Genomic DNA, 23,193 nt, shown 5'->3' with positions numbered 1-23,193 from the left:
GGCCGCCGTGAGACCCGAACTTGCCGGATTTGTCGTGGCGACGAGCCTTGCCGGTGCAGCCGTTGTGGTCCTGGCGCACCCCGGTCGTGTCCGCCGTCGGCTCCGCCGTCAATTTCTGTCCCCGGCGGACGGGAACGGCCTGCGCGGAGCGATTCACGACGCCGCCCGGCACGAAGGTCCCGGCTTTCGCGGCTTGCGGGACACCGCCATGATGCTGGAACTGATCGGCGCCATGCTGGATGCCGGAGCCGGACTTGGCCGATCGCTGGAGCTCATCGCCGCCCTCGTGCCCCCGGAACTTGGCAGGCAGCTTCGGCCGGTTGTGTCAGCGCTGGCTATCGGCACGGACTGGGACACGGCATGGCGCAGCTCCGGTGCCCAGGCGTCCCAGTTACTTGTCCTGCGCGACACCCTTGCGTTCGCCGCGCTCACGGGCGCCCCGTCCGCAGCCCTCCTCTATGCCCAGGCGGCCCGGCTTCGCCGCGAACGGAACAGGGCCGCCGAGCAGCGTGCGGCAGCGCTCGGTGTGAAGCTTGTCGTGCCGCTGGGCCTGTGTTCCCTGCCGGCGTTTGTCTGCCTCGGCGTCGTGCCCGTGCTCCTGGCACTGCTACCGTCCTGACCTCCCGCATCGTCGCAGGCCCAAGGTTTATTCAAGTTGCTGGGGGATACCGTGGGGGCAGGCACCGTCGGAGTATGAGCGGTCTCGTGCGTCGGCTACTCACTGCGCTTCTGTGGCGCCTCGAAATCCTGGAGTTTCTGGGGTCTCGTACCGAAGGGAAGCCACGTCAGGGGGGCAGATCAATGATTCGACTGCAAAAAGCGGGCGCGATTGCAGCGCTCAACCTACTATTGTTGGCCGGTTTGACGGTCGGTGCCAGTCCGGCGTCCGCCGCCACGCCGACGTGTCAGCCGGGTGCGCCGCAACCGACCAACCAATATCCGGGTACCACGGTGATTGCGACCAACTTTGAGGCGGGAAGCCTCACGACCGCGGGATTCGCAGCGCCCTTCACCGCAGGGACCGGCACGGCCGATGTTTCCTCCGCCGAACAGCACTCCGGCCGCTGCTCGGCTCATGTGCACGTGACCACGGACGCCGGGTCCGTGGCCAACTTTTCCGCACCGCTTCCTGCCGGCAGCAATGAGGTCTACGCCGACGGCTGGTTCAATGTCACCAAGGAAGGTGTCGCGGGCAACAACGTCCCCTACTTCCGGTTCTTCAACGGGACCACCCGGTTCGTGGACGTCTACCGTTCCAACGGCGGCGCCGGGCCGCTGTGGCTGCGGGTGGCCGCGCCCAACGGAACACTTGGCTACACCCCGATGAATGTCAACGTCCCGCTCGGCACGTGGCACCACGTGGTCATGCACGTCATCCCCAACGGAGCCTCCACCACGGTCGAGGTGTGGTTCGACAACAAACTCGTGTACTCCAGCAAGCAGGTCGTCACCGGCTTCAACGCCGTTACCAAGATGCAGCTCGGCGCCGAACACCGGCGGCAGGCAGGCGACAGCTACATTGACGACGTCGTCATCAAGGCCGGCAAGGCGGGCGGCCAGCTGCCCGGAACCTTTAACCCCATCGCTCCCACCCGCGTCCTGGACACCCGGAACAGTTCAGCTGTCCGGGCGAATTCCGCGGTGTCCTTCCAAGTCGCAGGCGTTAACGGGATTCCGGCCAAGGTGGCAGCCGTCGTCTTCAACCTCACAGTGACCCAGCCGCGGTCCATCGGATTCGTCACGGCCTACGCGTCGGGCACCGCCCGTCCCAATGCATCCAACCTGAACTTCTCCACAGGTCAGACGGTGCCGAACCTCGTTACGGTCCCCGTGGGGTCCGATGGCAAGGTCACTCTGTTTAACAGTTCCTCGGGATCGTCACAGCTGATCGCGGACGTGACCGGGTACTACGTCACCGGAACACCGAGCACGGCGGGTTCCTTTAAGGGCATTGCTCCCGCCCGGCTCCTGGACACCAGGAACTCGAAGGCGGTGGGTGCCAACTCACCGGTATCCTTCCAGGTCGCGGGTGCCAACGGAATCCCCGCCTCGGTTGCAGCCGTGGTGTTCAATCTGACGGTGACCCAGGCGAAGTCCCTGGGTTTTGTAACCGCGTACGCCTCCGGTTCGGCGCGTCCCAACGCCTCCAACCTGAATTTCTCCGCCGGACAGACAGTGCCGAACCTGGTCACGGTCCCGGTCGGTTCTGACGGCAAGGTCACGCTGTTCAACAGCTCCCCGGGGACGTCCCAGCTGATCGCCGACGTGGCCGGTTACTACCTGCCCGGGACTCCCACCGTCACGGGTGCGTTCAAGGCGGTTGGCCCGACCCGGATCCTCGACACCCGGAACACGAAGACTGTCGCAGCCAATTCTGCGGTGTCCTTCCAGGTCGCAGGTGCCAACGGAGTTCCCACCGGTGCCCTGGGAGCAGTCTTCAACCTGACTGTCACCTCGCCTAAGTCCTTCGGGTTCATCACCGCCTACCCGTCCGGCTCCGGCCTGCCCAACGCGTCCAATCTGAACTTCGCCACCGGGCAGACGGTGCCGAACCTGGTCTCGGTCCCGCTAGGCTCCGACGGAAAAGTGACGTTGTCCAACCAATCCAAGGGGGCAGCCCAGCTCATCGCCGACCTCGCCGGGTACTTCCTCCCCTAGCAACGCGCGGAGGTTCCTGCACACGCAACTGAACCCGAGAGGCTGTGGTCGAGGCATGGACCGCAGCACCTCGGGTTCAGTTCTGTGTCCGACCGGGCCGGAGCATGGCCAGACTGCGGCAGGGTCGGGCGCCGGCCGGGCGTCCGTTGAAAATCGCTGTGGCGTCCGTGGGACGTCCACCTCCGTGTCCGGGGGACGTCATCCGGCGTCCCCTTCGGCATCCGTTGGGAGTCCGTTCCCGTCCTACGACGGCCCCTGAGTCTTCCTCCACAGGCCGCAGTGGCGCCGGCGGCGGGCATGTTTTCCACTTGGCGTGCATCGGGGCTTACCCCGCAGCGTCCAAGCCGGGAGAGTCGAATCAGCCGGCGATCCTGCCGGCGTCCCGTGGAAGGAAAGCAAATGTCAATCAATCAGGACACTCCCGCTGCGAACCGGATAGACCCTGGGGAGGGCGGAGCCGCCGAGGTGTTCGAAATCTATCCCGGCGCCAGTTCCGTGGTTCCCATCCAACCGCTTGGATACCGGAGGCCGCCCTCAGCGCAGGCCGGAATGGCCACCGCCGAATATGCCATCGCGACGCTCGCGGCCGTGGGGTTTGCAGGGGTGCTCGTGTTCATCATGCGCAGCGATGAGGTCCGCGGCTTCCTCCTGAACCTCATCCGGACAGCGCTCACGTTGCCATGAAGGGGGACAGTTTCCCCCGAGGAATCGGCAAGCGGCAGGGGTCCTCGCCATCCCCGGCTTGCCGCGGGGCCGTCACTGCGGAGTTCGCCGTGGCGCTGCCCTCCGTCGTCTTCCTGCTCGCCCTCCTCCTCGCGGGTTCGGCGGCCGGGGTGACCCAACTTCGTATCGAGGAAGCGGCCCGGGGCGGGGCCAGGGCACTGGCGAGGGGCGCTGCGGCCGCCGAAGTCGGCGGGATCGTGCGCCGGCTAGCCGGTGAAGCGGCGGGCTCGGTGGTGACGCTCGACGGCGAATGGCGCAGAGTCACAGTCTCCGGCCGCGTCCCCGGGGCTGTCGGGTCGCTCATTCCTTGGACCCTCAGCGCCAGTGCCTGGGTGCGTTCGGAGGCGCCCGGCGCGGCACAACAGCCCCGCCTGGATGGAACCACCGGCTCCCAAGGACGCGGCACATGAGCTCGCCGATAGGTGCGCAGGCCCACAGGTCGCCGCCCCGGCATGGGCACTCGCCGCATGCCCCGCACCGCTCCCGGCACCGGGAACGGGGCTCCGGGACAGTCCTGGCCCTGGGACTCGGGCTGGTCGTCATCATGGCTGCGGCCCTGCTGCTGCTACTGGCCCAGTCGGCAGCCGCGGCATCGAGGGCGGCTGCGGCCGCCGACCTCGCTGCCCTCGCTGCTGCGGACGCCGCCCGGGGAATCACGTCCGGAGAACCGTGCACCGTGGCCCGGCAGGTCGCGCTGCACAACGACGCCACAGTCCTCGCGTGTTTTCAGGCCCCGGACGCGACAGTCCAGGTCCGCACCCGGATCAGCGCCGGACCACTCCTCGGCGCGGCCACCGGGCTGGCCAGAGCGGGACCGCCTCCGGCGCCCGGGAACGGTCCCTCGCCGTAAGCCGGTAGGGGCGCCCGTGCCCCGACGGGACGCATATAGCCGCGAAACGGCAGCCAGCCGGAGCGCCGCCTGCGTGCCCTGCCGCCACGCTGACCTGCCGCTGCGGGGCAGACCGGGCCGTGCCGCTGCGGGGCAGACCCGGCACCTAGGCGCGGAGCGGTTGGGCGGGCGTTTCTCCCGGGGCCGCTGCCCCGGATCCGGCCGCCATCTTGGCGGAGTGGCCGGGGTTCATCTGCTCGCTCGCGTCGTTGAGCAGCACGTCGATCAGGGTGACTGCAGCGCCCTTGTCGAGCGGATTGTTCTTGTTGCCGCACTTGGGTGACTGGACACAAGACGGGCAGCCGGACTCGCATTCGCAGGCCTTGATCGCGTCCCGCGTGGCGGTCAGCCACAACCGGGCCTTGTCGTAGCCGCGTTCGGCGAAGCCGGCCCCGCCGGGATGGCCGTCGTAGACAAAAATGGTGGGTACCCCGGTGTCGGCATGGATGGCCGTGGACACCCCGCCGATGTCCCAGCGGTCGCTGGAAGCCACGAGCGGCAGGAGGCCGATGGCCGCGTGCTCGGCCGCATGCAGGGCCCCGGGGAACTGTGCTTCGATCAGTCCTGCACCGGTCAGCGAACGGTTGTCCATGACAAACCAGACCGCCTTGGTAAACAGGTCCCGGGCGCCCAGTTCCAGGGGCTCTTCGCCGAGGATCTCATTGGAAATCAACGCCTTGCGCTGGAAGGAGACCACCTGGGTTGTCACTTTCACATCGCCGAAATGCACGGCCACGTCGCCCCACTCGGTGGTGCGCTCCGTTTCCAGGACCTCGATCTGGGTCACGTCCCGGGCTGTGGTGTAGTAGTCGGGATTTGCCCGGCGCACCACCACGCAGTGATCGTCCTCATTCAGGTCCTCCACCACGTAGCTGTCGCCCTGATGAACATAGATGGCGCCGGTATGGGCCTGGTAGTGGGTTTGCGGCGAATCCATGGTGCCAAGCAAGGAACCGGTGTCAGCATCCACGATGCTCACCGGCCCCCCGCCGTCTGCCCGCAGGTTCACCATGGCGGCGGCACTTTGCGGGTGGGTCCAAAACCATCCGGCCGGACGCTTGCGCAGGTAACCCTGCGCAACCAGACGCTCCAGCAGCTTCTCGGCGGTGGCTCCGAAAAGCTCCAGTTCGGCGAACCCCAACGGAAGTTCGGCGGCGGCGGCACAGAGATGCGGGCCCAGGACATAGGGATTGGAGGGATCGAAGACCGTCGCCTCCACCGAGACGTCGAAGATCGCCTCCGGGTGGTTGACCAGGTAGGTGTCCAGCGGGTCGTCGCTGGCCACAAAGGCCGCGATCGCGTCCTGGCCGGCGCGGCCCGCCCGGCCGATCTGCTGGAACAACGACGCGCGGGTCCCCGGCCAGCCGGCCACCAGCACGGCGTCGAGACCGGAAATATCGATGCCCAGCTCCAGCGCGGACGTGCTCGAGACACCCAGCAGTTCCCCCGAGCGCAGTGCCTTTTCCAAGGCCCGCCGCTCTTCCGGCAGGTAGCCCGAGCGGTAGGCAGCGACGCGTTGGGGCAGGCTGGGGTCCACCTCATCCAGGAGGCGCTTCGCGATGGAGGAAATCGTCTCGGCCCCGCGCCTGGACTTGATGAAGGCAATGGTGCGGGTGCGGGAGGACACCAGGTTGGCCAGCAGATCGGCGGTCTCGGCGACCGCGGTCCGGCGCTCCTTGGCGCCGTTTTCGCCCCGGAGTTCCGTCAACGCCGGCTCCCAGAACGCGACCGTAGTGGACCCGTGGGGCGAGCTGTCCTCGGACACGGCACGGACCGGCGCGCCGATCAGCCTGCCAAAGGATTTCCCCGGTTCGGACGCGGTGGCGGACGCAGCGATGAACACAGGCCCGGGATGCGACCCGCCGGGGCTGTAGTAGGCGCAGATCCGACGCAGCCGACGCATGAGGTTTGCCACATGGGAACCGAAGACGCCCCGGTAGCTGTGGGCCTCGTCCACGATCACGTAGCGGAGGCGCCGGAAGAACCGGGCCCACCAGGCGTGGTTCGGAAGGATGCCGAAGTGCAGCATGTCAGGGTTGGCGAGGATGAAGTTCGCATGGTCCCGGATCCACCGCCGGGAAGCGGGATCGGTATCTCCGTCGTAGGTTTCGGCCCGCACGGTGGGGAGTTTCAGCGCCCGGATCGCGGTCAGCTGGTCGGCGGCCAGCGCCTTGGTGGGGGACAGGTAGAGGGTGACAGCGCCGTCGTCGTGGATTTTCCCGGGATCGGCCAGGACCCTGAGCTCGGACCGGTGGATCGCGTTCAGCGCGGGCAACTGATACGCCAGGGACTTGCCGGACGCCGTGCCGGTGGCGATCACCACGTGTTCCCCGGCATGTGCCAGCTCGGCGGCCTGGACCTGGTGGCGGTAGGGCTCGTGGATCCCCAGGGAACCGTAGGCCGCCACGAGATCCGGGTGGGTCCAGTCCGGCCACGGCGCATTGACAGCCTGACGGGCGGGGATCGTTCGCACATGACGCAGCTGTTCCGGGTCCGGACCTCGGCCCAGCAGCGGAATCAGGGACTCATGCGGGTTCACTCATACATTCTTTCATCCGGCCTCAAATCGACCGCGCTGCAGCCGCTGCGGCTTCCGTTGGGCCGACAGCCACGAGGATCGGGGAGCCGGGCGCTCCCCGGCCACCGGAACTCAGAGCGTGGCCGAATTCAGAGCGTGACCGAATCCAGATCACGACGGACGCTGGATCATCACGATGCCTGGGTCATCACGGTGCCGGGATCATCACCTGCTGGATCAGCACGGGGCCGGACGGCTTCCCGGGACAGCATCCCCGGACGGCTTCCCGGGACAGCACCCCCAGACGGCTCCCCGGCAGATGGTCCCGGCAGGTATTCCCGGCCGGCGGGCCCTCTGAGCCTCAGCCCACCGACAGATCTGCGCCTTCATCGGACGTCGAGAGCATGAGCACGTGGCAGACCGTGCGCCAGCCGAGGTGTGAATAGAGTTTTTGGCCGTCCAGCGAGGCGAGCAGCAGCCCGGAGTCGACGTCGTGTTCAAAGGCCTGGGCCGCCAGGGCCTTCATGATGAAGCTGCCCAGTCCCCGCCGCTGGTAGGCCGGCGAGGTCATGATCTTGTCGAAGATGGCGGTGTGTCCCACCACAAATACGCGCCCGCTCGCTGCGATCTCGTCTCCCGCGCGGACAACGGCATGGTGGACGCCGTCCGTCCGGGAGGTCTCCAGCTTGAGGTCGTCGTCGGAAAGCCAGGGGTCCTCCGAGTCCTGGGTCTCCATGTCCACGATCATCATGGTCTGGGAAGCGGAGGTGACATGGAGGCCGTTCTCCTGGCCCAGGAATGAGTACTTGGCCACGTCATTGGTGAGAACTGTGAGGACTCTTGCCGGAACCTCAGCCGTCTTTGCCGCCAGATCCGCGAATTCCGAATCGGTGGGATCGTAGGCGAAATATTCCCATTGGTGGGTGGTGTCCGCGCGAAAAGCCGCCGGGAACCGTCCCTCCCTGCGCGTCTCATATCCGCGACAACCTGCCCAACCGGCCACCCAGATTTCCAGCAGGTGAGTGGTGTCTTCAACCATCGCGTCAAGACTCATGTGAAGAGCGTATTCCAGCCGTGCCGCAAGCAACAGGGGCCGGGTTCGGGAACGGCACTTGCTTATCCAATTGTGACTGTCTCCCGGCCCTCCGTCGCACCCAGTACCCTTAAATGCGTGGCTTTGAACAGGATTGTGCTCTTTTACGGATTTACTCCTCTCGCTGACCCGGACGCCGTCCGGCTCTGGCAGCGTGCCCTGTGCGAAAAACTCGGATTGACCGGTCGCATCATCATCTCCAAGGACGGCATCAACGCCACCGTGGGCGGAGAACTGAACGCCGTGAAGCAATACGTCAAGACCACGCGCGAGTACAAGGGATTCCACGGCATCGACGTGAAGTGGTCCGACGGCGGCGCGGCCGACTTCCCGCGGCTCAGCGTCAAAGTGCGGGACGAAATCGTGTCCTTCGGCGCCCCCGGCGAACTCCGGGTCGACGCCGACGGAGTGGTGGGCGGCGGCACGCACCTCAAGCCCGAGGAACTGCACGAACTCATTGAAGCCAAGAAACAGCAGGGCGACGAGGTCGTATTCTTCGACGGCCGCAACGGCTTCGAGGCACAGATCGGCAAGTTCAAGGATGCGGTGGTCCCCGACGTCGCCACCACCCATGACTTCATCAAGGAACTCGACTCGGGCAAATACGATGCCCTCAAGGACAAGCCTGTTGTCACGTACTGCACCGGCGGCATCCGCTGCGAGGTCCTTTCGAGCCTGATGGTGAACCGCGGCTTCAAAGAGGTTTACCAGCTCGACGGCGGCATCGTCCGGTACGGCGAGGCCTTCAAGGACCAGGGGCTGTGGGAGGGCTCCTTGTATGTGTTCGACAAGCGCATGCACCTCGAATTCAGCGAGGACGCCAAGACCATCGGTGAGTGTGTCCGCTGCTCAGCTCCCACGAGCAAATTCGAAAACTGCTCCAACCCCAGCTGCCGGACCCTCACGCTCTACTGCGCCGAGTGTGCCTCGAGTCCTGACACCCTGCGGTGCCCCGACGGCTGCGCCGCCTGATCGGTTCGGGTCAGCCGGGTCATCCCGGGTCCGGCTCACCGGCCCCGCGCCGGCCCTCCGGCTCACAGGCCCGGCCTGCGGCGCTGCCGCTTCCCCGGGACCCGGGACTGCCTCAGAGGCGGCTCACCCGGTAGGCGAAGTTGGCCGCGGCCCGTCCGGTCACCTGGATGATGAGCACCGCATCCTTGGACAGATGGACCACATTGACCCGGGACGTCCCGCAGCGCAGGCTCAGGTCCACCAGCGACTCCTGTCCGTTCCGGACGGTGAAGGACACCCGGCCCATGCTCCGGCACGCCAGCGTCAGGGAATAGGTGCCGCTCGGCAACGGTGTGGTCGTCTCGGTGTGTGCCGCCCCGGCCTGTACGGTACCAAAGCTGGTGTGAAACACCTGTCCCGCGGCGTCGGGCAGGACGTCGTCAACCCAGTCGTCCAGCTCTTCGCCCGTCACGGGCTCGTTGCGATGAGGGTCCTGCGGCAGGGCGGCGTCAGTGGGCGGCGAGGCCGCAACGGAGGGAGATTCGTCGTCCCAGTGATCGGCGCCGTATTCATACTCACAGCCGGAGAGTGCCGGTCCGAGAAACACCGCAACTGAGAGCACCACGGCGGCCGCCGAGGTGCGCCGTCGCGGCACCCTCCGGGCCGGCACAGTTGGCATACCCTGAGATTAAGTCCGGCCGGGACCGCGCGCCAGAGGCCGAAGGCCCGGGATCGGAGGGGCCCTTCGGGGAGGCGCTGGGGTCCGACGACGGGGCCCCGGCTGCGGGCGGCTCCTACCCGGAAGCGGCCAGGTGGTAGGCGTAGATGAGCGGGGCATCGACACTGGACGTGCTGAGCGTGACCTCGCCTGCGGCGGGCACCTTGATGCGGGCGGTTTCGCGGCTGCCGTTGCAGGCGGCTCCTGCTTCGGCCAGCTGACGCCCGTCCAGGCTGACGGCGAAGAACACCTTTCCGCCGCCGTCGCAGGTCATGGTCAACGTGTAGGTGCCGGCGGGGACGCTGGAAGCGGACCGCACGATCGGGTCCCGGTTCAGGATCTTGCCGGCGTCCTCCAGCACAGTCCCGGGGGCCGGGGGGAGTGCGGTCGCCTTCCACGCCGGGACATCAGCGCTCTCAATCGAACCGGCCGGGGAACATGCCGCCGCGGACAGCACGACGACGGCGGCCGCCGCGCCGGTCAGCGTCCGCCGAACCAGCCGGGCGGCCGGAGCGTGGGAGGAAGGGAAAACCATGCGTCCAACTTACCGTCTTGCAGGGCTCCTTCCGGCCGCGCGGTATCGCCGGGCGCCTCCTCCCGCGGATGATTTCGCGAAACGCTTGACTTTGACGCAGCGTCAAAGTTTAGAGTCGAGGGGACGGGCCGGCAGCGGCCGGTCCGCGGCGGGAAGCCCTGCGGCGTCGGCACAGCACACCGCCGGGACCGCACTTCGAATGGTGGCGGAGCGGAACGACAACGGAGCGGAACGACAGCGGAGCGGAACGGCAGCGGATCGGGAGGGCGCAGAGATGGACTGGTCCGTTCAACAGATCGCGAAAATGACGGGCACCACCGGCCGGACCCTGCGGCACTACGACAACATCGGCCTGCTCAAGCCAAGCCGGACCGGCAACAACGGCTACCGCTACTACGGCCAGGAGTCGCTGGTCCGTCTGCAGCGGATCCTGCTCCTGCGCGACCTGGGGCTCGGGCTGCCGGCCATCGCGGACGTGCTGGCCAACGAGGCGGACGCGGAACATGCACTGGGCCGGCATCTGGCGTGGCTGCAGCAGGAACAGGACAGGCTGGGGCGGCAGATCGCCTCGGTCCGTCACACCATTGAGGCACTGCAATCGGGAGGAACGATCATGGCGGAGAAAATGTTCGACGGCTTCGACCACACCCAGTATCGGGAAGAAGTCCAGCAGCGGTGGGGCAAGGATGCCTATGCGAGGTCAGACGCCTGGTGGCGCGGCCTGGGGTCCGAAGAGAAGGCTGCCTGGGCGGAACAGTCCCGGCAGCTCGGCGCCGACTGGATGGCCGCCGCAGCCTCGGGCATCCCGGCGGACAGCGCGCAGGCGCAGGACCTGGCCCGGCGCCACGTAGAGTGGCTCCGGGGCATCCCCGGCACGCCGGCCGCGTCCCCCGCCGCAGGCGATGCCGGGGGAACAATCGGCACGGGGGGAACAGCCGGCGCCGAAGGCTCCCCGCCGGACATCAAGGCCTACGTGACGGGACTCGGTGAGATGTACGTGGCCGATCCCCGGTTCGCCGCGAACTACGGCGGTGCCGACAGTGCGGCCTTCGTCCGGGACGCCCTGCGGATCTATGCGGAAACCCGGCTGTAGCCCGGCCCGCACAGGCCCGGGACCAAACCCGGGACTAAACTTGTCCGGTGACTTCCTCAGCGCAAACCCCCGCCACGCAGGCTCCTTCCACGCAGGCTCCTTCCTCGCAGTCCCCTTCAGCGCAGCTTCCCGCAGCGCCCTTCACAGCCGGCGACACTCGGGAGGCTCCGCGGAGCGACCTCCCCGGCCTCCTCGAGGCCCTGGCCGCGGATCTGCGCGCCATCGGCTACAGCGTGGACGGCGTCGCGGAGCTGCTTGGCGAGGCTGCCCATTCGGCGCTCGCCCGGGACCAGCTCATCCCCGCGCTGATCGTCACCGGGCGCGCCTCCGGTGAGCCGACCACGGCTGCGCTCGCCGCCGTCGTGCGTCTCTGGCTCCTGGCCGAGCCGCAGCGCGCGGAGACCCTCGACGCCGCCCTCCCCGGCATCCGCACGGACGGGCTGCTGGAACTCGGGCTCGTGGAGCTTGCAGACCCGGACCTGGGCCCGGATCAGGACCCGGATTTGGGCCAGGGCCAGGGCCTGGTCCAGGCCAAAGTGGACCTGAGGCCGTACGGCTGGGACCCGACGGTGGGGGAGGACGGCGTCGGTCATGGCGGAGCGGATCTCTGGGTGGCCAGCGACCTCGCGGCCCACCAGCGCGCCGGAGTCCTCCGCCATGACCATGTCCTCGGGATCGGACAGGCCTCCACCACCCTGGTCCAGGTGACCGCCCGCCGGCATGTCGCCAAGGCCCTCGACCTCGGCACGGGCTGCGGCATCCAGACCTTCCATCTGCTGCACCATGCGGAGCATGTGACCGCCACGGACATTTCCGAACGCGCACTGGCGTTCACCCGGTTCAACCTCCTGCTCAACGCCGCCGAGCTGCACCTTGACCCGGCCGACCTTGATGCCCGCGTGAGCCTGAAGCTCGGCTCCCTCCTGGACCCTGTCGCGGGAGAGGAGTTCGAGCTGGTGGTGTCCAACCCGCCGTTCGTCATCACACCGCGCAGCCTCGGCGAGACCGCCACGGACCAGTTCACCTACCGCGACGGCGGACTGCCGGGGGACGAGATCGTTTCCTCACTGGTCCGCGCACTGCCCTCCGTCCTCGCCCCGGGCGGAACGGCCCAGCTCTTGGGCAACTGGGAGATCACGGCGGGTGCCGGCTGGGCCGAACGGCCGCTCAGCTGGGCCGGCCCGGCCGCCGACGTCTGGTTCATCCAGCGCGAGCAGGTGGGCCCGGAGCAGTACGCCGAGACCTGGCTGCAGGACGCCTCCGAAAACCGGGACCGCCAGCCCTATCAGGACTCTTACGCCGCCTACCTCGATGACTTCGCCTCGCGCAACGTGGCGGGGATCGGTTTTGGCATGATCTGGCTGCGGCGGCCCGCCGACGGCGCCGGGCCGGTGCTGTCCCGCTTCGAGGAAATCACCTACCCCATCGAACAGCCCGTGGGGCCGCACCTGGGCGCCGCCGTCGAACGTGCCGACTGGCTGGCCGCCCACGACCTGGCCGCCGCCCACCTGCTGGTCGCGGACGACGTCACGGAAGAGCGGCACCAGCGCCCGGGTGCGGAACACCCCGGCGTCATCCTGCTGCGGCAGGGCGCCGGGCTGCGCCGCACCAACCTGCTCAGCACCGAGCTGGCCGGCTTTGTCTCAGCGTGCGACGGCGACCTCTCCGTCGGGCAGATCATCGGCGCCCTCGAGGCGCTGCTGGGCGGCTACGAGGGCTTTGACGGCGCGGAATTCCGGGCCGGCCTCCTCACCGAAGTCGGGAACCTGGTTCGGGACGGGTTCCTGCTGCCCGCCTGAGCCGGCGGCCGCAGCCGGTGTTGCGGCCGGCACCGAGACTGGCGCCGAGACCGGCGCCGCCGCGACAGCCACCCCGGCATCCGCTCCGGCTGCCCCGGCCGCCGCGACAGCCACCCCGGCATCCGCTCCGGCCGCCCCGACACCTGCTCCGGCGACTGCCGGGACACCCACGGCTGTAGCGCCGGCGTCCTCCCGGCCGAACTTCGGCCAGACATAGGCGGTGAGGGTGAGCGCAACCAGCACCCCGACGGCCCCGGTGAGCACGAAGCTGACGCGCACCGGCACCAGCGCGCCCAGGAGCCCGCCCAGGGCTAGCGCGCCGATGGAGACGGCGCGCGTCATTCCGCCGACGATCGCCATCGCCTGGCCGCGGCCTTCTTCCGGAATCCGCAGGATCGCGATCGCCCCGAAGCATGCGTTCAGGACGCCGCAGGCCGCTCCCGTCGCGGTGTAGGCCACCAGGAGCAGTTCCACGCTGGGGACGACGCCCGTGAGGACCAGGCACGCCGAGGTCACGGCCATGGAGGCGAGCAGCACGCGGAGCCGGAGCCGCGGCGTCTTGATCCTCCCGGCCATCGCCGCACCGGCCGCCATGCCGAGGCCGAAGGCTGCGGCGAGCAGCCCGTACTGGGTCTCGGTGGCGCCAAGTTCGCCGCGGGCCAGGAACACCTCGAGCACATTCGTGGCCTCGCCGACCACGATGAAGAACATCGCCCCCAGAACCAGGGCCCAGACGAGGCTGTCGCGGCGGATCAGGCGCAGCCCGTCGAGCAGCGCGGGCTTCGCCCGGCCCGCCCGTTCGGCCGCCGTGCCGCGCCGGGTACGGATCAGCAGGGCCCCGAGCCCCATGGCGACGTAACAGCCGCTGGCCACGGAGAACACCAGCCCGGCCCCGCCCCAGCCGCTGAGCAGGCCGCCCGCGGCGGGACCGGCCATGCCCGCAATCATGATGGTCGCCTGCATGGTCCCCATGGCCCGCGGGGTGCGGCCCTCGCCGACGATCCGGGGCAGCAGGGCCTGCCAGGTGGGACCGGCCACGGCCTGGGCGGCGTCCAGCACGAAGGTCATGGCAAAGAGCACGGGCAGATAGTTCTCCACGTACTGCAGGCCCACTCCCATGCCGGCAACGGCGGCGGCGCTGACCGCGGAGGCCGCCGTCGCCAGCGTCCGGGAATCCCTGGTGTCCGCGAGCCGGCCCGCCCACGGGGCCAGCAGGACCAGCGGCAGCGCTGAACACAGCAGATAGGCGGCCACGAGCCAGGGCCCGGCGACGGGCGTGTCCCCGGCAGCGGCCGCGTTCTGCAGGTGCAGCATGACGCTGACGACGACGGCGCCCATCCCCGCCGTCGCCACGAACCGGGCGGTGCTGGCAATCAGGAAGTCGCGGTTGCGCCACAGGGGCTGTGCAGCTGCCGCCGGGCCGGCTAACTTATGAAGTATATGTTTCATAAATAGGAAGCTAGTCCTGCGGTGAAACAAATGTCAAGCATTTATTTCATAGTTTGGAACGGCTGGATACACTGGAGGAGTGAATGCAGAAACCCCGACGGCGGAGTCCTCGGCCCCGCCGGCCGCCAAGCGCCGGCACCGTCCGGAGAAGCAAGTGGAAATCACGGATCCGAAGGCGATCCGGGCTCTGGCCCATGCCGCCCGGCTGGAGGTCATCTCCGAGCTGTATTCCACCCAGGTGAGCCGGACGGCCACCGAACTCGCCGCGCAGACCGGCCTGACCCCCAGTGCCATGAGCTACCACCTGCGGGCACTCCAGAAGTGGGGCATCGTGGTTCCGGCAGCCACCGCCGGGGACGCCCGGGAACGGCGCTGGAAGGCGGCGGGCACCGATTTCACGATCCATTCGCTGGGCGGAGTGGCCAGCCCCGAGCTCGCCGTCCTGGACCTCGAGCTCGACGCCTACCGCCGCCGGGTCCTGGCGTACGCCAAGGCCCGCAACGAACGGCGCGAGAACGGCGACACCAGCGACGGCCCGTCCTCGGTGGTGCTGGCCAGCAACCTGCTGTACCTCACGCCGGACCAGCGGGCCGAGCTGACGCGGCGCGTCTTCGACCTCCTGCGGGACTATGACCTCGAGGATCCGGACCACGTTCCCGAGGGCGCCGAGCGGATGGCCACGATGTGGTCGATGATTCCTGACGACCGCGGGCCGGCTGCCGCGAAACCCGCAGCGAACCCTGGGGCGAAACCCGCAGCGAACCCCGGGGCGAAACCCGCCGTCAAATCTGCCGCGAAACCCGCCGCAGGCAAGGCCTGAGACCTTCCTCCGGCGCCGTCTGGATCCCGGTCCGAAGCTCCCTCCCGAACCGCCGGACACCCGGCTTCATTGCGGCCGGAACCACCCCCGGCGCGGCCGTCATTTCCGGCCGGATGCGCGGGAATCTGCAAAATATGGTGAACTAGGCGGGTATGGGCGCATCTGCCCGAGCCACCTTTTTCTGTAGGAGCACCGTGCCAAGCAAGGCCAAAACAGGCAAGAAACTCGTGATTGTGGAGTCTCCCGCCAAGAGCAAGACCATCGCCAAGTACCTGGGCGAGGGCTTCATCGTTGAGGCCTCCATTGGTCACATCCGCGACCTTCCGCAGCCCTCCGAGCTCCCCGCGGAACTGAAGAAGACCCCGCTGGGCAAGTTCGCCGTCGACATCGACAACGACTTCAAGCCGTACTACGTGGTGTCCGCGGACAAGAAGAAAAAGGTGGCCGAACTCAAGGCCCAGCTCAAAGACGCCGACGCGCTCTATCTCGCAACCGATGGGGACCGCGAGGGCGAGGCCATCGCGTGGCACCTGCTGGAAGTCCTCAAGCCAAAAGTTCCGGTGTACCGGATGACCTTCGGCGAAATCACCAAGGAAGCCATCCACCGCGCCATGGACAACCTGCGCGACGTGGACCAGGACCTGGTGGACGCGCAGGAAACCCGGCGCGTCCTGGACCGGCTCTACGGCTACGAAATCTCCCCGGTCCTGTGGCGCAAGGTGGCGCGCGGGCTGTCCGCCGGCCGCGTGCAGTCCGTGGTGACCCGCATGGTGGTGGACCGGGAACGTGAGCGCATGGCGTTCAAATCCGCTTCCTACTGGGACCTGACCGGCCAGTTCGGTGCCGACTCGGGTGCCTTCAAAGCAAAGCTCGCCGCGGTGGACGGCGCCAAAGTCGCCAGCGGCCGTGACTTCAACGACGACGGCGAACTCACCTCGCGCAACGTCGTCCACCTCAACGAGGAACTCGCCACCTCGCTGGCGGCAGGCCTGCAGACGGCCGACTTCCAGGTCCGTTCCGTCGACACCAAGCCGTACACCCGCCGCCCTGCGGCGCCGTTCACCACCTCCACTCTGCAGCAGGAGGCCGGCCGCAAGCTGCGCTTCTCCTCCAAGAGCACCATGCAGGTGGCCCAACGGCTCTACGAAAACGGCTACATCACCTATATGCGTACGGACTCGTCCGCACTGAGCGACGAGGCCGTCACCGCGGCCCGGCGTCAGGCGTCCGAGCTGTACGGCACGGAATACGTTCCCCAGTCCCCTCGGGTCTACACGAGCAAGGCCGCCAATGCCCAGGAGGCCCACGAGGCCATCCGTCCCGCCGGTGACTCCTTCCGCACCCCGGCCCAGGTGGCCAAGCAGCTCTCCGGCGACGAATTCCGGCTCTACGAGCTGATCTGGAAGCGCACGGTTGCCTCGCAGATGGCCGACGCGAAGGGCTCCACCGCTACCATCCGCCTCGGCGCGGTGACAGTGGACGGCGCAGCCGCCGGACGCGACGCCGAATTCTCGGCGTCGGGCACCGTCATCACCTTCCCTGGCTTCCTGGCCGCGTATGAAGAGGGCAAGGACGAAAGCCGCGGCGACGAGGACTCCGAGGAAGCACGCCGCCTGCCGAACGTGGCCAAGGGCGACGCGCTCACGGCGTCGGACATCGTCGCCGTCGGCCATGAGACCTCGCCGCCGCCGCGTTACACCGAAGCGTCGCTGACCGCGGAGTTGGAAAAGAAGGGCATCGGCCGCCCGTCGACCTACGCCTCCACCATCTCCACCATCCAGGACCGCGGCTACGTCCGGAAGCAGGGCTCCGCGCTGGTCCCGAGCTGGATCGCGTTCTCCGTGATCCGGCTGCTCGAACAGCATTTCCACGACTACGTGGACTACGAGTTCACGGCCGACATGGAAGCGGACCTGGACAAGATCGCCAACGGCGAGGCCGCCGGACCCGCCTGGCTCAAGCACTTCTACTTCGGTGAAGACTCCGAGCCCGGCCTGCTGAGCATCGTCAACAACCTCGGCGAGATCGACGCCCGCGAAATCAATTCCATTCCGATCGCCGACGGCATCACGCTGCGGGTCGGGAAATTCGGCCCGTACCTGGAAAGCTCCGTCCCGACCGTGGATCCCAAGACCGGCGAGGTGGTCGAATCCGCCCGCGCCAACGTCCCCGAGGACCTCGCACCGGACGAACTCACCGCCGCCAAGGCCGTCGAACTCATGGAGACCGCGGCACCGGAGGAGCGTGTCCTTGGCACGGACCCGCACACCGGGCATACGGTCGTAGCCAAGAACGGCCGCTACGGCGCCTACGTCACCGAGATCATCCCGGAGATGACCGAGGAACAGCTGGCCAGCCAGCCCGTCGAGTATTACAAGAACGGCAAGCCGAAGCCGGCGAAGAAGCCCGTCAAGGCCAAGCCGCGCACGGGGTCGCTCTTCGCCTCCATGAGCGTGGACTCGATCACCCTGGACGAGGCTCTGCAGCTGATGAGCCTGCCCCGCGTGCTCGGCCAGGACGCCGACGGCAACCCGATCACGGTGCAGAACGGCCGGTTCGGCCCCTACCTGAAGAAGGGCACGGACTCCCGCTCGATCGGCTCCGAAGAGGAAATCTTCACGATCACGCTCGAGCAGGCGCTGGAAATCTACTCGCAGCCCAAGCAGCGCGGCGCCCGTGCCGCGGTGCCGCCGCTGGCCGAGTTCGGCCCGGACCCCGTCTCGGAGAAGAACATCGTGGTGAAGGAAGGCCGCTTCGGCCCGTACATCACCGACGGCATCACCAACATCACCGTGCCGCGCAGCACCTCGGTGGAGGAACTGACGCGGGAACAGGCCGTAGAACTCCTCGCCGAGAAGCGCGCCCGGGGCCCGGTCAAGCGCACGACGACGGCCCGCAAGGCACCGGCCCGCAAGGCCCCCGCCAAGAAATAGCACCGCAATGCCGAATTCGCCGGAAACGTGCGGACACGCCGGGACCCTTCCGGCGACTCCGCAAGTTCCCGGCGAATTCGCGTTTGCGGACCGGGCGCGGACGTGATCGAGTAGGAACATGACTGAACAGCCCGCACACCTGGACAACCAGCCGCTGAACGAGCTCGAAGAGCAGCTTGCCCGGGGGGAGCAGCCGGACGCCAACCCCGTGGACGTGATCCTGGCCTTCCTCAACAACGAGGTCTACGTGGTCAGCTCCGACGCCCTCGAAGGCCCCGAGTCGCAGGTGGAGCCGCTGGTTCTGGCGAACTCCTCCGGCAAACCGGTCCTGGCCGTGTTCTCGCACCCCAGCCGTGTCACCGAGCAGTATCTCGCGGCCGCTCCGAACGTGCTCGGCACGCAGGGCGCCGCGATCATCGGCAACCTGGGCGACGAGCTTGGCATGGTGATCAACCCCGGGGCCGCCTACGGCTTTGAAATCGATCCGGAAGGCGTGGCCAACATCCGCCGGGACTTCAAGCCTTCCGACCAGCCTGAGGACGGTACTGCCGGCGAAGCGGACCGTCCGGCACAGGACCCGGACCAGGCCTGAGCCGCGGCCCGGACGGCGGACTTCCTCGCGGCTGCCGACGTCGCAGTTAGACCAGCCGCTTGCGCGGGGACAATAATGGCAGCATGCGTCTAGGCGTCCTCGACATCGGGTCCAACACCGTCCACCTGCTGCTGGTCGACGCCCACCCAGGCGCCCGCCCGGTCCCTTTTGCCTCGCACAAGCGGCCGTTGTCCCTCGTGCAGTTTCTCGATGCACACGGCAACATCAACGACGCCGGGCAGCATGAACTCGTCGAGTTCGTCCTGGAAGCGTGGGAATTTGCGGCCAAGCACAAGGCCGATGACCTCCTCGCGTTCTGCACCTCGGCCATCCGCGAGGCCACCAACGGCGCGGAGGTCCTGGCCCGCGTCAAGCATGAAACCACGGTCACCCTCCGGGAGCTCACCGGCAGTGAAGAGGCCTCCATGACGTTTTTCGCGGTCCGGCGCTGGTATGGCTGGGGCGCCGGGCCCATCCTAAACCTGGACATCGGCGGCGGCTCCTTCGAGATGGCCCTTGGACAGGACGAGCTGCCCGAGCTGGCGATGTCTGTCCCGCTCGGCGCCAGCCGGCTGACCCGCGACTGGCTCCCGGAGGACCCGCCCTCGGCCAAGAGCATCAAGGAACTGCGCCGCTACATCCGCTCCACGCTGAAGCCTGCGGTGCGCAAGTTCGAGAAGCTGGGCCGGCCCAACCTCGTCGCGGGCACCTCCAAGACCTTCCGGTCCCTCGCCAGGATCGCCGGGGCCGCCCCGAGCGCCGCCGGACCCTACGTCAAGCGCGAGCTTCTGGCCCTCGACCTGGGGCTCTGGGCACAGCGCATCTCGGCCATGGAGGTCGAAGACAGGCTTCACCTCCCCGGCGTCTCGGAGGCCCGCGCACAGCAGGTCCTGGCCGGCGCCCTGGTCGCGGAGGCGGCCCTGGAAATGTTCGAGTTCGCCAGCATGGAAATCTGCCCGTGGGCGCTTCGCGAGGGACTCATCCTGCGCCGCCTGGACCAGCTCGTGTTCGAGGGACCCCTGGATCCCGCACCGCATGTGACGCAGCGTCCGCCGGCCGAGCTCCAGGCGCCGGAAAAAGCCTCCTGAGCCCTTGCCCGGAGCGAACCCGCCCCCGTGTCGATCTGCAGGGCCACCGTTCGTGTAGTTGCTGAGAAGCCGGCACGCCGCCGGCTGAATCGAGAAACTGAATCGACAAACTGATCCGACAAACTGATCCGACAAGGAGGCACGAAATGTCGCAGTACCTGCTCAGCATTTACCAGCCGGACGGCCCCGCCCCGGGACCGGAGGTCCTCGAACCGATCATGCGCGACCTCGCGGCCCTCAACAGTGAGATGCAGGCGGCCGGGGCGTGGGTGTTCGCCGCCGGACTTCACCCGGCAGAGTCCGCCACGGTCCTCCGGCCACGCGGCGGCGAAATCCTCATCACCGACGGGCCGTTCACCGAAGGCAAAGAGCACCTTGGCGGCTTCACCGTCATCGAGGCCGATGACCTGGACGCTGCCCTCGGCTGGGCGCGGAAGCTGGCCGGCGCCACCACGCTCCCCGTCGAAGTGCGTCCCTTCCAGCACTAGCCGGCGGGCGGAGGGGGAGCGGCCATGGGAGACAACGCGAGCTCTGGTGCCGGCGCCAGTTCCCGTGCCCGTGACGCTGCCCGTGCCCGTGCCCGTGCCCGTGCCGGTGACAGTGCCGCTGCCGCCGGCGCCACCGAGGCGGACATCGCTCGGGTGTACCGGCACGAGTACGGCCGCGCGGTAGCCGTCCTGGCGCGCATCTTCGGGAATATCGATATAGCCGAGGACGCCGTCCAGGACGCGTTTGCGGCGGCGGTCCAGCACTGGCCCTCGGCAGGCGTCCCGCCCAGCCCGGCCGGCTGGATCATCACCACCGCACGCCGCCGGGCCATCGACCGGCTGAGGAGGGAGGCCTCCCGCGAGGACAAACATGCGCAGGCGGCCCTGCTGGCGGCGGCGCGGTCCGGAAGCGGACCCGCGCCCGCCGTGGAGGAGCAGTTCATGGCAGAACAGTCAGGAGTCTACGACGTGGACGATGACACTCTGCGGCTGATCTTCACGTGCTGCCATCCCGCCCTCGCCAGATCCGCCCAGGTGGCGCTCACGCTGCGGCTACTGGGCGGATTGACGACGGCGGAGATCGCCCGGGCCTTCCTGGTGCCGGAGGCGACCATGGCACAGCGGCTGGTGCGGGCCAAGGCGAAAATCCGGGATGCGAAGATCCCGTACCGCGTCCCGCAGGGGGCCGAACTGCCCGAACGGCTGGATTCGGTGCTGTCGGTCCTCTATCTCATCTTCAATGAAGGCTACAATCAGGGCCCCGCGGACGGTCCGGCGCGTGCGGGGCTTTGCGCGGAAGCCATCCGGCTTGGCAGGCTGCTGGCATCTCTGATGCCGGATGAGCCGGAGGCAACGGGACTGCTGGCACTGATGCTGCTCATCGAGTCCCGGCGCGCCGCGCGCTTCACCCCCGACGGCGGCCTGGTGCTGCTGGCGGGACAGGACCGCGAGCGCTGGGACACCGCCCAGGCCGCCGAAGGCCAGGAACTGGTCCGGCGGTGCCTGCGCCGGAACCGTCCCGGGCCGTATCAGCTTCAGGCGGCGATCAACGCCGTCCACAGTGATGCCGCGACGGCGGGGGACACCGACTGGGCGCAGATCCTGCAGCTGTACGACCAGCTCGTGGCCGTCGCGCCCGGACCGGTGGTGGCGCTGAACCGCGCCGTCGCCCTTGCCGAACTGGACGGGCCCGCTGCCGCGTTGGCGGCGGTTGAAGAACTGGGACTGGGGAACTACTACCTCTTCCACGCCGTCCGTGCCGACTTCCTGGTGCGCCTGAGCCGCTTTCCGGAGGCCGCCGAAGCTTACCGCCGGGCCTTGGAGCTTGCCGGCAGCACTACGGAACGCCGGTTCCTGGAAGGGAGGCTCCGGAATCTAGGCGCCGGGGAGGCGGCGGACGGTGGGCGGCCGGACCCGCTGGGATCCTAGGACAGGGCGGTTAAACGAGTAACGCCGGGCGGTTGGAGCAGGACTTGGGGGAACTCTGCTGCAAACGCCCGGCGTACCGCCGGCTCCGGCGGAACCGGCTATCATCACTCGCACCTGTTGAGGCACTTTCCAAAGTAGTGGCCGTTTATGGGCGTCCGGCGGGATTTTCCTGTGCGTTGGCTGGCAATCAGGCGGCGTGCTGCGCCGGGTGGTGAAGGCGCCCGGCTCCGCCAGCTCACGGTCCGTGGCCCAGAGTCCGCCAGCTCAGGGTCTCCGCCGGACAGCCCCCGGCACGTCCGGCATCTGCACACGTTTTGACTCATAACCCTTGTCTAAACCTTGTCCGGGATCATGGGAAGTGAACTTAAACGGCAAAGGCACCGATGGTCTGTCGCGCGAAAAATGGGAAAACCCGCTACAGACCACCGGTGCCGCGCAGGCATCCGCATGCCTGCTGCATCACTCGCACCCTCAATGAGGTAGTTACTACGTTAGGGGTCAAAGTTGTGCACTGACTGCGGTAAAGATGTGAACTGGCTGGGAATCGCACCGGACTGCCATGATGGGGAGATGAGCAACCGAATCGCATTCCTGGGCTGTGGGTCAATGAACGAGGCCATTCTGGGCGGCCTGATCGACGGCGGGGTCGACCCGGCCGATATCGTCGCCACAGTCCGCCGGGCTGAACGCGCTGCCGAGCTGGCCGAGCGGCATCACGGGATCACGGCCATCGCCGGTGAAGAAGAGCCGGAGAACAACAAGCAGGCCGTCACCGGCTCCGGCGTCGTGATCCTCGGCGTCAAGCCCGTGGGCATCGCGGACCTGGCACGGGAAATCAGCGACTCCCTCTCGCCGGACACGATCGTTATCAGCGTTGCGGCCGCAGTATCCCTGCAGCAGCTGGAGGCGGCCCTCCCCGCCGGACAGCCGGTCATCCGCACGATGCCGAACACCCCGGCGAAGCTGGGCCGCGGCGTCGTCTCCGTCTCCGCCGGCACCAGCTGCTCGGCCGAGCAGCTCCAGCACGCGAAGGATATCCTCGCCGCGGCCGGCACGGTGGTGGAGATTCCGGAAGACCAAGTGGATGCCCTCTCGGCGGTCAGCGGGTCGGGTCCGGCCTACGCTTTCTATCTGGCCGAGGCCATGGCGGCGGCAGGGGTGGAGCTGGGCCTGGATCCGGAGCTGTCGCTGCTGCTGGCCCGCGAGACCGTCGCCGGCGCGGGCTTCATGCTGGCCGAGCCCGGCGCGGATCCCACGGCGCTGCGCAAGGCTGTCACGAGCCCGAACGGTACCACGGAACGGGCCATCGCCACCTTTGACGAGCGGGGCCTGCCGGCGATCATCGCCGACGGCGTCCGGGCGGCCGCCGTCCGCGCCGCGGAAATCACCCGGCAGCTCGCCTGAGCCTGCCCGGAGGC

The 23,193-nt window shown here is 68.1% G+C and carries 19 protein-coding genes and 1 pseudogene; 15 read left to right on the top strand and 5 right to left on the bottom strand.

The features are described 5' to 3' along the window. Positions 1–7 precede the first annotated feature (7 nt). From LDO15_RS18440 to LDO15_RS18420, 5 genes are all read left to right on the top strand, one after another. Entirely contained in the window at positions 8–619 is a 612-nt protein-coding gene (locus tag LDO15_RS18440) for a type II secretion system F family protein (protein WP_223980923.1), read from the top strand. 332 nt (positions 620–951) lie between these two features. Continuing rightward, positions 952–2,658 (top strand): polysaccharide lyase, encoded by a 1,707-nt coding sequence (locus LDO15_RS18435; RefSeq protein ID WP_223980920.1) that lies wholly within the window; start codon positions 952–954, stop codon positions 2,656–2,658. Positions 2,659–3,057: 399 nt separating this feature from the next. After that, positions 3,058–3,342 carry a DUF4244 domain-containing protein gene (locus tag LDO15_RS18430; protein WP_223980917.1) on the top strand — a complete coding sequence of 95 codons (285 nt, stop codon included), beginning with the start codon at positions 3,058–3,060 and terminating at the stop codon, positions 3,340–3,342. A gap of 89 nt (positions 3,343–3,431) precedes the next feature. Continuing rightward, positions 3,432–3,791, top strand: a complete 360-nt coding sequence (locus LDO15_RS18425) for a TadE family type IV pilus minor pilin (protein ID WP_346655970.1) — start codon at positions 3,432–3,434, stop codon at positions 3,789–3,791. After that, the gene (locus LDO15_RS18420) at positions 3,788–4,231 is read left to right on the top strand and encodes an Rv3654c family TadE-like protein (protein ID WP_223980915.1); all 444 of its coding nucleotides are present in this window, start codon (positions 3,788–3,790) and stop codon (positions 4,229–4,231) included. Before LDO15_RS18425 ends, LDO15_RS18420 begins: the two co-directional genes overlap by 4 nt. A 145-nt stretch (positions 4,232–4,376) precedes the next feature. On the opposite strand, the gene LDO15_RS18415 is transcribed toward LDO15_RS18420, so the two are convergent. Together LDO15_RS18415 and LDO15_RS18410 are read right to left on the bottom strand one after the other, a co-directional pair. Beyond that, complete coding sequence (locus LDO15_RS18415) at positions 4,377–6,809, bottom strand: DEAD/DEAH box helicase (protein ID WP_223980913.1); 2,433 nt, start codon at positions 6,807–6,809, stop codon at positions 4,377–4,379. 340 nt (positions 6,810–7,149) lie between these two features. Then, positions 7,150–7,842 carry a GNAT family N-acetyltransferase gene (locus tag LDO15_RS18410; RefSeq protein WP_223980911.1) on the bottom strand — a complete coding sequence of 231 codons (693 nt, stop codon included), beginning with the start codon at positions 7,840–7,842 and terminating at the stop codon, positions 7,150–7,152. Between the two features lie 117 nt (positions 7,843–7,959). Here LDO15_RS18410 and LDO15_RS18405 point away from each other — a divergent pair, with 117 nt between their 5' ends. After that, positions 7,960–8,853: a rhodanese-related sulfurtransferase gene (locus LDO15_RS18405; protein ID WP_223980909.1), complete on the top strand. Its 894-nt coding sequence runs from the start codon at positions 7,960–7,962 to the stop codon at positions 8,851–8,853. A gap of 112 nt (positions 8,854–8,965) precedes the next feature. On the opposite strand, the gene LDO15_RS18400 is transcribed toward LDO15_RS18405, so the two are convergent. Both LDO15_RS18400 and LDO15_RS18395 read right to left on the bottom strand, forming a co-directional pair. Continuing rightward, positions 8,966–9,511, bottom strand: a complete 546-nt coding sequence (locus tag LDO15_RS18400; protein WP_223980907.1) for a hypothetical protein — start codon at positions 9,509–9,511, stop codon at positions 8,966–8,968. 115 nt (positions 9,512–9,626) lie between these two features. After that, the gene (locus tag LDO15_RS18395; protein ID WP_223980905.1) at positions 9,627–10,085 is read right to left on the bottom strand and encodes a hypothetical protein; all 459 of its coding nucleotides are present in this window, start codon (positions 10,083–10,085) and stop codon (positions 9,627–9,629) included. Positions 10,086–10,359: 274 nt separating this feature from the next. On the opposite strand from LDO15_RS18395, the gene LDO15_RS18390 reads away from it, so the two are divergent. After that, entirely contained in the window at positions 10,360–11,178 is an 819-nt protein-coding gene (locus LDO15_RS18390) for a MerR family transcriptional regulator (protein WP_223980903.1), read from the top strand. Between the two features lie 200 nt (positions 11,179–11,378). Beyond that, complete coding sequence (locus tag LDO15_RS18385) at positions 11,379–12,977, top strand: methyltransferase (protein WP_223987538.1); 1,599 nt, start codon at positions 11,379–11,381, stop codon at positions 12,975–12,977. Between the two features lie 267 nt (positions 12,978–13,244). Here LDO15_RS18385 and LDO15_RS18380 read toward each other — a convergent pair. Then, positions 13,245–14,291, bottom strand: a pseudogene (locus LDO15_RS18380) (MFS transporter); the annotation flags it as partial. A 214-nt stretch (positions 14,292–14,505) separates the two neighbouring features. Here LDO15_RS18380 and LDO15_RS23425 point away from each other — a divergent pair. From LDO15_RS23425 to proC, 7 genes are all read left to right on the top strand, one after another. Then, complete coding sequence (locus LDO15_RS23425; RefSeq protein WP_263428265.1) at positions 14,506–15,246, top strand: winged helix-turn-helix domain-containing protein; 741 nt, start codon at positions 14,506–14,508, stop codon at positions 15,244–15,246. 194 nt (positions 15,247–15,440) lie between these two features. Beyond that, positions 15,441–18,179: a type I DNA topoisomerase gene (gene topA, locus LDO15_RS18365; RefSeq protein ID WP_223980901.1), complete on the top strand. Its 2,739-nt coding sequence runs from the start codon at positions 15,441–15,443 to the stop codon at positions 18,177–18,179. Between the two features lie 118 nt (positions 18,180–18,297). Next, a complete protein-coding gene (locus LDO15_RS18360; RefSeq protein WP_223980898.1) occupies positions 18,298–18,771 on the top strand; it encodes an SseB family protein in 474 nt (157 codons plus the stop codon). 83 nt (positions 18,772–18,854) lie between these two features. Next, complete coding sequence (locus LDO15_RS18355; RefSeq protein WP_223980895.1) at positions 18,855–19,859, top strand: Ppx/GppA phosphatase family protein; 1,005 nt, start codon at positions 18,855–18,857, stop codon at positions 19,857–19,859. A gap of 146 nt (positions 19,860–20,005) precedes the next feature. Further along, the gene (locus tag LDO15_RS18350; RefSeq protein ID WP_223980892.1) at positions 20,006–20,347 is read left to right on the top strand and encodes a YciI family protein; all 342 of its coding nucleotides are present in this window, start codon (positions 20,006–20,008) and stop codon (positions 20,345–20,347) included. 24 nt (positions 20,348–20,371) lie between these two features. After that, positions 20,372–21,775 carry an RNA polymerase sigma factor gene (locus LDO15_RS18345; RefSeq protein ID WP_223980889.1) on the top strand — a complete coding sequence of 468 codons (1,404 nt, stop codon included), beginning with the start codon at positions 20,372–20,374 and terminating at the stop codon, positions 21,773–21,775. Positions 21,776–22,345: 570 nt separating this feature from the next. Continuing rightward, complete coding sequence (gene proC, locus LDO15_RS18340) at positions 22,346–23,179, top strand: pyrroline-5-carboxylate reductase (RefSeq protein WP_223980886.1); 834 nt, start codon at positions 22,346–22,348, stop codon at positions 23,177–23,179. Positions 23,180–23,193: the final 14 nt, after the last annotated feature.

It is taken from the genome of Arthrobacter sp. NicSoilB8 (assembly GCF_019977355.1).
Lineage (GTDB): Bacteria > Actinomycetota > Actinomycetes > Actinomycetales > Micrococcaceae > Arthrobacter.
Note: the sequence above shows the minus strand (reverse complement) of the source record. Positions and strands in the feature narration are given on the sequence as shown.